General features: G+C 37.9%; 11 protein-coding genes and 1 tRNA gene. 7 read left to right on the top strand and 5 right to left on the bottom strand.

What is annotated here, in order from left to right; genetic code table 11:
• The first annotated feature begins 68 nt into the window (after nucleotides 1–68).
• Entirely contained in the window at nucleotides 69–1205 is a 1137-nt protein-coding gene (locus tag K2F45_RS05490; RefSeq protein ID WP_248933069.1) for an acyltransferase, read from the top strand.
• 188 nt (nucleotides 1206–1393) lie between these two features.
• Here the strand turns inward: K2F45_RS05490 and K2F45_RS05485 are convergent, their stop codons facing one another.
• Nucleotides 1394–1900, bottom strand: coding sequence for a hypothetical protein (locus K2F45_RS05485; protein WP_145328207.1), 507 nt, complete (start codon nucleotides 1898–1900; stop codon nucleotides 1394–1396).
• A 131-nt stretch (nucleotides 1901–2031) separates the two neighbouring features.
• Nucleotides 2032–2940, bottom strand: a complete 909-nt coding sequence (locus K2F45_RS05480; protein ID WP_248933068.1) for an energy transducer TonB — start codon at nucleotides 2938–2940, stop codon at nucleotides 2032–2034.
• Between the two features lie 72 nt (nucleotides 2941–3012).
• Between K2F45_RS05480 and K2F45_RS05475 the strand changes: the two genes are divergently transcribed.
• Nucleotides 3013–3834 carry a hypothetical protein gene (locus K2F45_RS05475; RefSeq protein WP_248933067.1) on the top strand — a complete coding sequence of 274 codons (822 nt, stop codon included), beginning with the start codon at nucleotides 3013–3015 and terminating at the stop codon, nucleotides 3832–3834.
• Nucleotides 3835–3903: 69 nt separating this feature from the next.
• Here K2F45_RS05475 and tsaD read toward each other — a convergent pair whose 3' ends face one another.
• On the bottom strand, nucleotides 3904–4905 hold the full coding sequence (tsaD, locus tag K2F45_RS05470) for a tRNA (adenosine(37)-N6)-threonylcarbamoyltransferase complex transferase subunit TsaD (RefSeq protein ID WP_120335337.1): 1002 nt from the start codon (nucleotides 4903–4905) through the stop codon (nucleotides 3904–3906).
• 52 nt (nucleotides 4906–4957) lie between these two features.
• On the opposite strand from tsaD, the gene K2F45_RS05465 reads away from it, so the two are divergent.
• Nucleotides 4958–9337, top strand: coding sequence for a translocation/assembly module TamB domain-containing protein (locus K2F45_RS05465; protein ID WP_248933066.1), 4380 nt, complete (start codon nucleotides 4958–4960; stop codon nucleotides 9335–9337).
• A 322-nt stretch (nucleotides 9338–9659) separates the two neighbouring features.
• On the opposite strand, the gene K2F45_RS05460 is transcribed toward K2F45_RS05465, so the two are convergent.
• Nucleotides 9660–10985 carry a trigger factor gene (locus K2F45_RS05460; RefSeq protein WP_088160406.1) on the bottom strand — a complete coding sequence of 442 codons (1326 nt, stop codon included), beginning with the start codon at nucleotides 10983–10985 and terminating at the stop codon, nucleotides 9660–9662.
• A gap of 68 nt (nucleotides 10986–11053) precedes the next feature.
• Nucleotides 11054–11135, bottom strand: a tRNA-Leu gene (locus K2F45_RS05455).
• A 149-nt stretch (nucleotides 11136–11284) separates the two neighbouring features.
• On the opposite strand from K2F45_RS05455, the gene K2F45_RS05450 reads away from it, so the two are divergent.
• From K2F45_RS05450 to creD, 4 genes are read left to right on the top strand one after another with little or no spacing between them, the layout of a single operon-like run.
• Nucleotides 11285–11896 (top strand): hypothetical protein, encoded by a 612-nt coding sequence (locus K2F45_RS05450; RefSeq protein ID WP_248933065.1) that lies wholly within the window; start codon nucleotides 11285–11287, stop codon nucleotides 11894–11896.
• Nucleotides 11893–12192: a winged helix-turn-helix domain-containing protein gene (locus K2F45_RS05445; protein ID WP_248933064.1), complete on the top strand. Its 300-nt coding sequence runs from the start codon at nucleotides 11893–11895 to the stop codon at nucleotides 12190–12192. Before K2F45_RS05450 ends, K2F45_RS05445 begins: the two co-directional genes overlap by 4 nt.
• A gap of 54 nt (nucleotides 12193–12246) precedes the next feature.
• Entirely contained in the window at nucleotides 12247–12738 is a 492-nt protein-coding gene (locus tag K2F45_RS05440) for a Coq4 family protein (RefSeq protein WP_145328202.1), read from the top strand.
• Nucleotides 12739–12742: 4 nt separating this feature from the next.
• Entirely contained in the window at nucleotides 12743–14209 is a 1467-nt protein-coding gene (gene creD, locus K2F45_RS05435; RefSeq protein WP_248933063.1) for a cell envelope integrity protein CreD, read from the top strand.
• Nucleotides 14210–14382 lie beyond the last annotated feature (173 nt).

Raw genomic sequence — 14382 nt, 5'->3', positions numbered from 1 at the left:
AAAGTGGCATTAGACGATCAAACTAATGCCACTTTTTTTGTTAGCTTCGCTCCCAAACCTCATTACAAATGACTTCTGAAAATACAAAAACTCATCTTCCCTGGATTGATTTCTTACGTATTCTTGCCTGCTTCATGGTACTCATATCCCATAGCTGCGACGCCTTTGTCGGAACATTTGACAACAGCAGCACCTTTCACCAAGGTGTGTTCTGGGGAAGTATTGTTCGCGCCTGTGTCCCCTTATTTGCGATGATGTCAGGTATACTCCTATTTCCCGTTAAAACCGATCTGGCTACCTTTTATAAAAAGAGAATCGGAAGAATAATTGTCCCACTTATCTTTTGGTCAATTGTATTGCCAATAGCTTTTTTTGTATACCTGAACTTTATTAAAAGTAGTCCCATTGCTTTGATCGATATGAATAATTTTACGATGCAAGCAACGATTACAAAAATTTATACAGCAATCTTTAATTTTAACTACGATACTACCCCTCTTTGGTACATGTACATGTTAATTGGTCTATACCTCATCATACCTATCATTGGCAGCTGGTTGAATCAGGCAACAAAAAAAGACATTCAATATTTTCTTGCATTCTGGATGGTCACACTCCTCATTCCATACATAAAAATGATTGCTCCAACATTGGGATATACGGGCAACTATGAGCATATGGGGATCTGGGGAGTCTGTAACTGGAATGAATTTGGCACCTTCTACTATTTTTCAGGTTTTCTGGGTTACATTGTGTTGGCTTATTATCTGGTCAACTATCCTTTTCAATGGTCTATCTCCAAGACCATAGCGATTGCCTTACCTTTATTTATCGTTGGATTTTTAGCCACATTTTTTGGCTTCTTGGCGACTCAAAAGTACTATCCAGGAAATTATGCCAATCTCGAGGTTATCTGGTATTTCTGTAATATCAACGTAGCGTTCATGACCATTGCTATTTTTCTTGTCGTTCAAAAGCTGAAGATACCCGAATCTAAATGGATAAAACGTCTTTCATCAGCCACGTTTGGTATTTACTTAGCGCATTTTATCATTGTTCAAGCATTGACAGACATCTTCTTGCCTATTCCTACTCTTCCAGCCACATTGAAAATTTTCTCCATAGCGCTCTTAGGTTTTAGCTTAAGTTTCCTGATCACCAAGCTGATGGATAGTAATTCAATAACAAGAAGGTTTATCAAATAAGCGCATCCTGATGGGGATACCGAAGCGTTTTGCAATCGTGTAACCTTTGAGCTAGACAAAACACGTCGAACAAATGATGAGCTTAGGTATTAAGCATGAGCTTACATAATAAGAAAGAGGGAACCAACGGTTCCCTCCTCTACTAACACTCACCAATATTTAATATGAAAACTATCCTTGTTTAATTTTTATGATGCTTTTACGTCTGCCTCATTTGTTTTAGTTACTTCACCTTTTTTAAAGTCTTTTCTTTTTAGCTGTCTGTCTTTTTTCCAATGTTCTTTGTGCATTTTACGATTTTCAGCGTAGGAATCCTTTAACGTTTTTTGTTGCTCTGGAGTTAACATTCCCATCATTTTTTCATGCTCTGCCACACGTTGTTTTTTCATTTTTGATCGATGTTCCTGACGTTCAGCAGCCATTTTTTGATGGTCTTTTGCTTGCTTCAAATTAAAGGCATAGATATCTTTACGCTGTTTATCTGTAAATTTCAATTTTTGATCCATGCGATCAGTTTTCATCTTAGCAACTTCCTCTGGAGTTTTATTTTTAAAACCATCGCGCATTCTTCCCATTTTATGTTTATGCACGGAAGTTTGCATTTCTTTCATTTCTGGTTTAACATCTTTTTTTTCTTGAGCGAAACCGGCTAACATCAATCCAGATAACGCCAAACTTAACATCAACTTTTTCATTTCTTTATTTTTTTATAAAACCAACAATCATTCTTTTTAATAAGTACTCTTTTTCAGCTTATTTATAAGTAAGAGTGCTCTTGGCTATCGAAAGTTTAATTGATGATCTGTTAAATAAAGTTAAGAAGCATTTATTGTGAGACAGCACTTAAACGGATCGGTAAAGTATACACTACACGCACTTTAAGTCCATTTTGTACCCCTGGTTTCCATTTTTTCGCTTTCTTCAATAAGTTTATAGCAGCATCTCCCGTACCAAATTTCATATCACGTTTAACAGCAATATCTGTTAGTGATCCATCTTTTTCAACGACAAAAGAAACCTCTATAACACCAGATACCCCTTGATCCAAAGCCTGTTGTGGAAAGTTATAATTCTCGGCAATCCACTTCATAAAGGCAGGCAGCCCCCCTACAGGTGTTGGCATAATTTCTACTGATGTAAATTTATTGTTAGTATTATCATCAGTTCCGCCTCCGGATAATGAACCATCTTTAGAACCAGTAATATCACCGTCTCTTTTTGAAGAACCAAATTCACCACGCGCAATATATGTTCCCGATGGACTTGCTTTCAATGTGATCCTTGAGGTCATTGTATTGGGATTTTTCAACTCATCCTGACTCACAAGTTCTTCCGTAACTTGATTTGCTTTGGCCACTTTTATATCAGGCATTCTAACCAGATCAAATTTGGATACATCTTGGGCAACCTGCTGCGGGGCTTTCTCCTGCATCATGACCGGTTCTTCAGGAACCTCTTCTTTCTCCTCTACCTTCTTTTGAATTTCTTCCAGCATGTCGGGCCCGATATCTTTTACCGTATAAATCACGGCCGGAACAGTTTGCTTAAAATATTTATTATATGCATAGGATCCTGCGATCAACAAAACGGCAAAAGAAACAACAATTCCTAAACCTACATTTGTTGCTTTATCAGAGAGATTTCGCAACTCGTAAGCACCATACATTTTGTTACGACCAGCAAAAATAACGTCCAGCCATTCTTTGCGGTAGATATTCAATTTAGAGTTCATCATAACATTAAAGTTTAAATCTTTTCATTATGATGAGCGAAAGCCTTATATTTCACAAAAAAATTCAAAATACTTATGAAGTCACTTTTTTCAGCTATTTTTCTACTTACATTGTATGCTTGTGGTAACAATCAAAATCAATCCAAAACAGCAATCAAGCACGAAAGCAAGGAAGAGACAATTTCGCCATATTTTGGTTTTTTAAACCAACAAAAGGACTCCTTAATCGCTTTACCTATGGACCAAGCGATGGAAGGTCCCGAAAAATACAACTATGTCATTGTGGAAAATCAAGTTAGCCCCCTTGAGTTTGTTCAGAATAAAATGGATAACAAAGAGAGTAACGGAAGACAGACCGCGCAGAACTTCGCGAATAGTGAAGGTTCGTTATTTAAAATTAGTGACGCAATTAAATCAGGCGAATTTGGCATGCTTGTCAACAAGGCTTTTTTAGATCAGTACAAAATTGAGCAGTTTACAAAAGTTCAAAAAGAAACATCTTCAGCGATTAAGGAGCAGCTTGAGAAGAAATACAATAGGAAGATTAATAAAAGTACGACAGTTGCCATCCTCAGTGATCAGTCCGAGTTTAATCTTACGGTATTTGAAAATCAACAAGATTCTGCTTTAGCTGTATTTTCCTACGCAAAGGACGAACAGCTGATCAATTTGGATTTCCCGGCTTTATACGATGATATCAGCACTTGGCGTGTTGATGATGGCGGTCAGTTTGACAACGAGGCTTTTCAGATACTAACAGTATTGCGTTCTGAGCAAGGAATTAGTTTTATCAGTATCTTTTGGGGTGCTGAGGGGTATGAACTAAACTTTTACCAGCCGAAGAAAAACTTATTTACCTCTATGGCACAGGCCTATGGGTATAGTTCCCCTTTATAAAATAAAGAATTTTAAGTTTCCCCAGTACAAAAGGACAGTGCCCGGGGAAACTCAAGATTTCAATAGTTGCTACAGGTGCATCCTAGCCATAGGAGCGACGTCCTGACCTACAAAATCTTTCTTTAGAAATTTATGATAGCCCGCAATGGCAATCATCGCTGCATTATCCGTACAGTATTCAAATTTTGGTATGAAGACCCGCCATTTGTATTTTTCCCCCATTTCAATTAAGCTCTGTCTCAGGCCAGAATTAGCCGAAACGCCACCTGCAATGGCAATATCCTTTACCCCTGTCTCTTTTGCCGCTTTCTTTAATTTATTCAGCAGGATTGATACAATACGGGATTGCACGCTAGCACATAAGTCGGCCATATTGTGGGTCAGAAAATCCGGGTTCTGCTTCAATTGATCTTGGACCAAATATAATATCGCGGTTTTCAATCCTGAAAAGCTAAAATTTAAACCAGGGATCTGTGGTTCAGGAAGCCGATAAGCTGCCGGATTACCTTCTTTTGCAAATTTATCGATGAGCGGTCCACCGGGATAAGGAAGATTCAGGATTTTAGCTGTTTTATCAAAAGCCTCCCCTGCCGCGTCATCCAATGTTTCTCCCAAAAGTTCCATTTCAAAATAATCTTTCACCAACACAATTTGCGTATGACCACCAGAAACAGTAAGACATAAAAACGGAAAACTAGGCTTCGGATCCTCAATAAAATGAGCCAGGATATGCGCCTGCATATGGTTTATATCAATTAAAGGAATATTCTGTGCGAGTGCAAATGATTTTGCAAAAGATGTTCCCACCAAAAGTGCACCTAATAATCCGGGTCCCCGCGTAAAACTCACTGCATCTATTTGATTTTTGCTTACTTTTGCTTGACGAATGGCTTCTTCCACTGTTGGAATAATATTTTGTTGATGAGCACGTGAAGCGAGCTCGGGAATCACTCCACCATATTTTGCGTGGATTGCCTGAGTTGCAATAACATTTGAATGAATTTCACCGTTAATACAGATAGAAGCGGAGGTTTCATCACAAGAGGATTCAATCCCTAAAATAATAGCCATAGCTTGAGGTAATAAATTTTAATACAAAAGTATCAAAAAAATAATTAAAATAGTGTCAATAGTCCTTGGTAGTATATTCATTATACTGCTTGCATTGGCGTTATCACTACAGTTGAAACCGGTACAAAATTATGTTGCACAAAAAGCTGTAGACTATTTATCCAACGAACTAAACACTAAAATAAACCTCAAAAGCATCTATTTCAAACCTTTTAAATCTATTGTAGTAGAAGATTTTCAACTCTATAGTCCAGAGGGAAAAGAAATATTAAAATCAGGAAGGTTAGAAGCCAACGTCAACCTTTCTCAGTTCATTGAACTGAACAAGATTGTGATCAACAAACTAACCATTGAGGATACCCAAGCTACTTTTGAGCAATTCCAGGATAGCTCAAATATGTCATTCTTAATTCGTTATTTTAACCCGCCTAAGAAAGAAAAAAAGAAAAGTTCAAAAAAAATCATCTTCGATATAAAGGAACTTGTTATTAAGAACAATGCGTTTAACTATGTTAACCATAGACGCAAACATTACAATAAAGTGGTCGACTTTGGAGATTTAGGGATTTCCAAACTTAACGCCCATTTTGATAAGATAAAAATCGATTCTAATCAAATTTCAGCGAACATCAAGACATTCAATCTTCGCGAAAAGAAGGGTTTAGAGATCAAAGGCCTTCTTGCCCAAACGAAGGTAAGCAATACAAGCATCGAACTCAGTGAGCTTATGCTAGCCACCAATCGTTCTACATTCAAAAATTACATCAAACTCAGCTACAGCAGCTTTGACGATTTTTCGGACTTCATCAATAAAGTTCATGTAAAACTTCGTGCACGGGACTCCCGTATTTACTCTGAGGATATTGCTTTCTTTTCCTCGCCTATGCACCAAGTCAAATTTGACGTCAATATCAAGCGGGCAAATCTAGAAGGAACTGTATCTTCCATCAACGCATCACAGGTCGATTTAACAATCGGAAAAAAAACGAGTTTAGCAGGTGACCTTCAGATTATCGGTCTACCAGATATCGACAAAACTAAATTTATTGTTCCCAGTATAGCAATTTCTTCTGAGCACAAAGACTTAAATGCTGTTATTACAGATCTCGGAAATCTAAAAAATTTCAAACTTCCTGAAATTGTCCAGATCTTCGACAAATTTTCATTCAAAGGCAGCCTAAATGGATTATACAATAAATTTAAGACAAAGGGAGTTTTCACGACTGCGATCGGGAATGTGGAGGCTGATGCCTTACTGGATATCCAGAAGGAAATAAAATATGCGGGCAATTTTCAATCTAAAAAGTTCGATGTAGGTACGATAACAAAATTAAAAGATCTGGGAGCAACAGGCTTCAATTTACAGGTTGACGGAACAGGTACCGATCCTAAGAAAATGAGCCTAAAGATAAAAGGAGATCTCAGTAATTTCAATTACAAGAATTACAGTTATCAACATATACAAATTGAAGGAAATACAGATAAACAATTAATTCTTGCTTCAGGGCAAATATATGATCCAAATTTAAAACTACAGTTTACCACAGATATCGATTGGTCTGTCAAACCCAACTATCACCTGGATGCTGATATCCAACAAGCTAATCTAAAAAAACTCAACTTCTTTCAGGGAGATTCCATCAACATTATTAACACGAAATTCCACACCAGTTTAATTGGGGACAACATCAATAATATTACCGGTGAATTTAAATCAGACAGTATCAATTTCACTTCCTCTAAGGGCCAATTCGTCATCCGCGACATCAATTTCCTTGCCGAAGGAGATGAAAATGCACGCTCCCTTACCTTGCAGTCAGCTATCGGACACATTGATCTCAAAGGAAGAATAGACCTCAATACAATTGTTCCTTATTTTAAAGCTTTAGCCATGCGCTACGCTCCCGCAATCGGGTTTGAAAACAACATTTTTAATCGCCAGGACTTTGACCTGAATATTAATATCACTTCTTTTAAGCCGATCGCAACATTCTTTCGAAAGGATATCGCATTAGACAGCGGAGCAACGCTCAATGCAAAATTTGAAAGCGAAAAACAAACGGCTAGTTTTAATTTTTACGCACCCGAATTCAAGTACAATGGTATTCGGCTAACTCACCTGATTGTCGATCAAAATGCCAATTTGAAGAATATGGAATTGCAGACCTCCATCGATCGCATAAATTTTACCGACAGTACCTATATCAAAAACGTCAATATTTCAAACACCTTGGCAAACGACAGTTTACAATTTAACATCAAAATGTCGGAACTTGAAGCAAGCAATAGTCTGGATCTTAATGGCGTCATACGCTTTGCCCATGCCAAACCTGCCTATATCAATTTCTACCCATCGAATATCTTAATCAATAGAGAGCGATGGCTTGTCAATAATGATGCACAATTGAAAATATCGAAAGGAAAATGGTACTTTGAAAAACTGACACTGAGTCATGACGAACAAAAAGTCCACATCGATGGTATCCTGTCGAATGAAGTCAGTGATCAGATCAATCTCAAATTTCAGGACTTTAATCTTACATCTTTAAATGGTATTACTAAGCCCCATGGCATCAATCTCTCCGGAAATTTAAACGGAAATATTGAAGTTAATTCCGTATTCAAAGCACCCTTTATTGTCGCCAATATAAAAACTTCACCTATCCTCTATAACAATATTCCCATCGGCTCACTAGCCCTAAGTGCCAACTACGACCCCGAGAATCAACTGGTAAAACTAGACAGCAAGATAGAGGAAGGAAATAAATTAATTCAGTTACAAGGTTCCTATAACCATTTAAGTGAAAACAATAAGCTTAATCTCAAAGCTAAACTCGTAAACACAGATGTGTTTGTTTTCCAGCCCTTTTTACGAAGCCTGGTATCCAATATTCAGGGCAAGGTCAATGCAGACCTCGATATCGAAGGCGATATCCTGAACCCCAAAATTACAGGTTCCGGAAAATTGGATAATGCTTCGATGGTCATCAATTACCTCAAAACACCCTACCGCCTTTCTGACGAAATTGCGGTTACCAATAACCGAATTTTTCTGACAGGGCTAAAAGTATACGATCCCAAAAACAATGTAGCAACCATTGATGGCGTTGTAGATCTCAACAAATTGAGTGATCCCGATATCGATGTAACTGCAGAAACGAAGAATTTTATGGTATTAAATACCACTATAAAGGACAATAATGTATATTATGGCACTGCTTACGCTTCGGGCACCTTTCAGTTTAAAGGATTAACTTCGGCCATGAACATCAATATCCGTGCTAAATCCGAAGAAAATACAGTTATCAATATCCCTTTCAATAGCGCCAGTACAATCTCAGATACCGACTTTATCTACTTTATTGAGAAAGACTCGACCAAAACGAAGAAAAGCGCTAAAAAACGAGATTTCAACGGTCTGACGATGAATATGGACCTCTTGATCAACCCGAATGCAGAAATAAATCTATTCTCCAGCATGGGCGAATTATCAGGAAGGGGAAACAGCAATCTCAACATGCGGATATCTTCATTGGGAGATTTTGAAATGTTTGGGGATTTTATCATAAACAGCGGAAAATTCAATTTCACCGCCCAAGATTACATCAATAAGATTTTTGATCTCAAAGAGGGCGGAACAGTGCGATGGGCAGGAAACCCAACCGAAGCGAATATTAATATCAATGCCATCTACCAACAAAGAACAAGCTTAGCGCCTTTGTATAATGCCGCAGGCCGGGAAGAAAACCCCGAGCGCGTATTGGCACAGGCCGACATGATCCTGAAAGGACAGTTAAGTCAGCCGGAAATCACGTTTGATATCAACTTTCCACAAAACCCCGGGGTTAAGGATGAGCTACAAGGATACTTTTCAGATGCCAACAATGTCAATCAACAAGCGCTTAGCCTAATCGTGAGACGAAGTTTTACACCTGGCACACAGACAGACTTCGGTAAAGAAGTAAACAATACCTTGTTATCTGCGGGAACTGAAATAGCGTTCAACCAGATCAACAACATCATAGCCCAATCGCTTAACATCAATTTCTTTGATATTAATATCAAATCCTTAAATGATGCCTCCGCCTCACTTCGCTTGTTCAACGATAGGCTTGTTTTGACAGGAGGTATCTCCGACCGTAGAAGTCAGGCTCTAACAGATTTGAATGTATTTTCAGATCGGGTCTCAACCGATGCCGAAGCTATGTTTTATTTAAGAAAAGATGGACGTTTGGTCCTACGTGCTTCCAATCGCCTAAATACACGCAACTTTCTTCTTAGCCCCAATGACGGCGAATATATTAGTGCTTTCGGATTGCTCTATCGGCAGGAATTCAACACCTTTTCGGAGTTCTTGAAAAGGCTATTCCCTTTTGGCAAGAAGACGACTACGACAGCTCCTGCTGAAACAAAGAAAAGCAAGGTCAATTAACGTTTTCGTTTAGACCCTTGGCTATTTCAACAGGTCTCCTCCAATTCAAGCAGGCCTCTTCCAAATCAAGCGGACCATTTCAACTCCAGCAGTCCAACTCCTATCCCAAACACATAATTCCTATTCTGGGAGTCCGTCTCGATTCCACCAGCAGATATTGTATTTCAGCTCCATATAACGGTCTACGCAGACGATCTGTGGATGATCTGAAAAACATATAAACGAATAGTGTCTAAGCTGCGACCACGCGACGCGCTGCATTGAAAATAAAAAAGTCCCTCCAAATAGATCGGAGGGACTTTCTTTTTATTTTAAAAATCGCTTATGCTAATTTCTCGAATTCTTTGAATTCAATGTCACTAGCATTCAATTTCACTAAACCTTTCAAGTGATCAAATACTTTTAAAGCTTTAGCTTCTTCGAACAAACGATTACCTTGTTCTCTGTCTTGCAACAATTGAATTGCAAATTGGTTCAACTGCTCATCAGAAGGCTCTTCGTTGATGTTGTACATCTTAATTTGCGCGTAGATGCGTTCTTTTGCTAAATTGATAACTTCATCATATTTAACTTCAAGACCATTTTCAGTAACAACGCGATTTTCGATGATTGTCCATTTCAAGTTATTCAAGAAATCAGCAAAACCTTCGTTCAATTCTTCTTCAGAAATGCTTGGGTTAGTTGCTTTCAACCATCTTTTCAAGAATTCTTCAGGGAAAGATACATCAACCTTTTCCATACCAAAAGTATACATATCATTACGTAATCTTTGATCTGAATTTTGTTTGAATAAATTCTCAACTTCTTCTTTCACTTTTTCTGTGAATTGAGCTTCTTCTGTTACTTCACCTTCTGCGAATAATTTATCGAAAAATTCTTGGTTAAGATCAGCTTCTTCTAAGCGGTTGATATTCTTAACAGTCAATTCAAATTTAGTGACGTCTAAAGCAGTTGCTTCTTCCTCAGTGATCCCTAAGATACGTGCTAAATCTTCAGTTTTGAATGCTTTTTTAACATCAATCTTAACAACATCGTCTTTTTTAAGACCAACTAATGATTTTTTGATCTTAGCATCTTCTACGATATCTGTGCGGATAGAAGTTGTTTTTTCTAGACCTTCTTCTTTATCTTGTTTCAATGTTGCATACAATACATCACCTTCTTCAGATACTTCTGGATTAGTCATTTTTCCATAGCTACGACGCAAGTTCTTGATACGATCTGCCAATGTCTCTTCATCAGCTTTGATTTCGTATGAAGTAAATTCAGTCTCAGCAGTGAAAGGTAATTCAAAAGCAGGAGCAAGACCAATTTCATATTTGAAGTTGAAATTGTCTTTATAATCCCAGCTGTATTGTGCATCATCTTCCAAAGGAAGTGGTTGACCTAAAACTTCTAATTTATTTTCAGCAATATAATTGGTGATTTTCTCATTCACTAATTTATTGATCTCATCAAATAAAATAGATTTACCATAAGTACGTCTGATATGTCCCACTGGAACTTGACCTGGACGGAACCCTGGTAATTTTGCTTTTTTAGCTTGCGCTTTAATCTCTTTGTCGACTTGAGGATTATAATCTTCAGGTGCTAATGCGACGTTGACTACCGCATTGATTGCATCTACATTCTCGTGTGAAATATTCATACTCTTTTTAGCTATATCGCATTCATAAAAAAATCCTCCCGAGGTTTTAAGTTCGGGAGGACATCAAGTGCGGAAGAAGGGACTCGAACCCCCACGCCTTGCGGCGCCAGATCCTAAGTCTGGTGCGGCTACCAATTACGCCACTTCCGCATTAGGATTTCTTTTGATGCCACAAAGATAGAAACCAAACCTATATCCTGCAAGTATTTTCTACTCTTTTTTTTATTTTTTTTCAATATTCTCCCAACCCCTTGCATAATTCATTATTATTCATTTACTTTGAATATCAAAGTACTTTTATGGAACAGAAAGATTTATTTAGAGAACTTGGGCAGATCAGATCATTAATGGAAAAATCGTCCAAATTTGTTTCAATAAGCGGATTATCAGGTGTACTCATGGGCTGTTATGCTTTGCTGGGAACGCTATTGGGATACTATATTATAAAGCAACCCGAAAGTACCGCTCTACCCTTGGGCCAAAATCTGAATAGGCCTCTACTGTTTTTAATAATTGCGCTCATCGTCCTCTTATCATCCCTGGTGACCGGCTGGCTAATGGCACGTAAAAAGGCGAGAAAAAATAAGCAGTCGATTTGGAACATTACAAGCAAATCTCTTTTATTTGCAGTTTCAATCCCCTTACTAACGGGTGGCGTGATATCCTTGTTGTTTTTTGTCCAAGGCTACTACCAGCTGATTGCTGCTATGCTGCTGATCTTTTATGGACTGGCACTGACTGCGGGTAGCATCTATACCTTTGCCGAAGCAAAAGGCCTGGGTATACTCGAAATCTGCCTGGGTTTGATTGGTATATGTTTCCCGGACAACGGGTTATTATTATGGGGATTAGGATTTGGTGTGCTACACATCATCTATGGTTTTATCGTTTACAAAAAGTACGAATCGTGAAATTAGATCTTTCCTTATATGACAAAATATTTGAAAACAGAGTTCGCCTCCAAATTATGAGTGTTCTCGCTGCCAATGAAGAATACGATTTTAATTCATTGAAAGAATTGTTGGATGTAACCGATGGTAACCTTGCTTCCAACCTAAAAACATTGGAAAAAGAGGAATACATTATTGTCGAAAAAAGCTTTGTCGACCGGAAGCCGAACACCAGATACAAAAGAACAACAAAAGGACTTAAAGCCTTTGAAAACCATCTTATTGCACTTGAAAATTTAATAAAACAGCAATACTAATAATTTTTTTATCTACTTACTTTGAAAACCAAAGTACTTTTAAAACATAATTAAATGAAAGGAATTAGACTGAAACTGATGCTGCACCTCTACAATTGGTCCTCCAAAGTATATGCAAACATCTTTAAATGGAACAAAAAAGCCTGGGGAATCTCTAAAGCAGATTTCATGACCTACCCCATTGGAAGCATCGGCCATAATTTGGGGCTCTTTTATGAAAGTAAAGGTTTCGATGTCATGCCCAAACTGGAAAATCACGATGTCTTTCATATCCTTACTGAAACCGGAACAGAGATACAAGATGAAATTGCCATGCAATTCCTTCTGCTTGGTAATGGAAAGATAAGTCTGTATCTCATGGCAATGATTTTTATTGGCGGCACCTTATTTCCTGAATACTTCAGTTATTACAAAAAACATTTTCAAAAGGGGCGATCGCTCCAGAGCTTTCATCATTTAGAATTTAAAGAAATCCTTCATTGGCAATTAACGGAGCTTCAAATTGCCTTATACAGCAAAAACATTCAGCTAAACTTAAACCGCTAAAATCATGGAATACAACAATTTATCTCCAACAGAGCAATCCTCATTTTTTGAGAAAATCAGTAATTCTACTGTCCTAAAACTATTTGTCATTTTCTTTCTTTCCCTCATACTACTTATTCCGCTAGCCTTAATCAGCGATTTGATTGAAGAGCGGAAAAACCGCGAACAGGAAGTATCCGATGGAATTACATTAAATTGGGGAAAGGATCAGGTTATTTCAAGCCCTGTTCTTGCCATCCCCTATCGCGAGACTATCCCACTTTCTGCCGAAAAAGCCGAAAAATCTAACCTTAAAGAGGAGCTGAAGTGGATATTTGTCTTACCCAAAACTTCCAATATCGCAACAGATATAACGCCACAATATCTCTCTAGAGGTATTTATAATGCCGTAGTTTACAACAGCAACATCACATTAGAAGGTTCCTTTGACAAAATATCCCTAGAAAAACTCGAGGTCCCTCATGAGCAAATTGACTGGAAAGGCAGCAAGCTTATTTTCGGTATCCAGGATTTTAAAGGCCTAGGCAAGCGCCCATCCTTGATTTGGGATGGTAACGAGTTAACTTTCGATCCAGACTTTAATAATCTCAAATTATTCACTCAGAATTTAGTCTGTCCGGTATCTTTGGATCCGCAGAAAACGGACAGTCGTTTCAAGATAAAACTAAATCTAAAAGGATCCAAATCGTTAAATTTCCTCCCTCTTAGTGATCAGACAAACATCCAGGCAAAGGGCAACTGGGCTAATCCAAGTTTCACTGGTGCATTTTTACCGAGCAAACGTAATACCGAAACATCCAATTTTTCAGCTTCCTGGGAAATTCCATCTTTCAGTCGAAAGCTACCACAACAATGGACTGGCGATGCCCGTCCAATCTATCAGTTCGATAACAAGGTCGCAAATGGAAATGAGGACAATGAACAAAAAGCAGCACAAACCGCCAACACTACACTTGCCTCTGCAAATAACCTATTGGATAACACGGACTTGATTACAATTAACTTCTTACCCGATATCAATAACTATCAAAAAACAACACGAGTTGCCAAATATGGTATTTTAGTCATCATTCTGACCTTTACTTCGCTCCTATTCACCGAGGTGATCAAGAAAAAACGGATCCATATCATCCAATATATCCTGATTGGAGCAGCGATGGTTCTTTTTTACACATTACTACTCGCACTATCCGAGCATATTGGATTTAATCTAGCTTACTTAACCGCTTCCGTGGCTACAGTTATGCTGATTGGCAGTTTCATTAAATCAATTACCAAAGATCAGAAATCGGCGCTGTTGCTGAGTTCAATTTTGGCTTTATTTTATCTCTTCATCTATATCCTTATGCAACTTCGGGATTATTCCCTTATCGCTGGAACAATTGGCATCTTTATCATTTTGGCGATTTTGATGCGCGTTTCAACAAAAATAAACTGGTATCAATTTGACAATAGCCATGTGGATCAATAGACAACATCTGCGACTTTACTGGGTCTTGATTCAGATATTACTTAAAAAATAGGGATTTACAATTCTCATTAGCCATTTCTAACTAAAGGAGATGGCTATTTTTTTACTTGACTTAGCATTTATGACCAAATTCTGTAACTTGCGAAGAAATTTTTCAGCGGCATAGATATGTT

Source organism: Sphingobacterium siyangense (assembly GCF_023277505.1).
GTDB classification, from domain to species: Bacteria; Bacteroidota; Bacteroidia; order Sphingobacteriales; family Sphingobacteriaceae; genus Sphingobacterium; species Sphingobacterium siyangense.
Note: the sequence above shows the minus strand (reverse complement) of the source record. Positions and strands in the feature narration are given on the sequence as shown.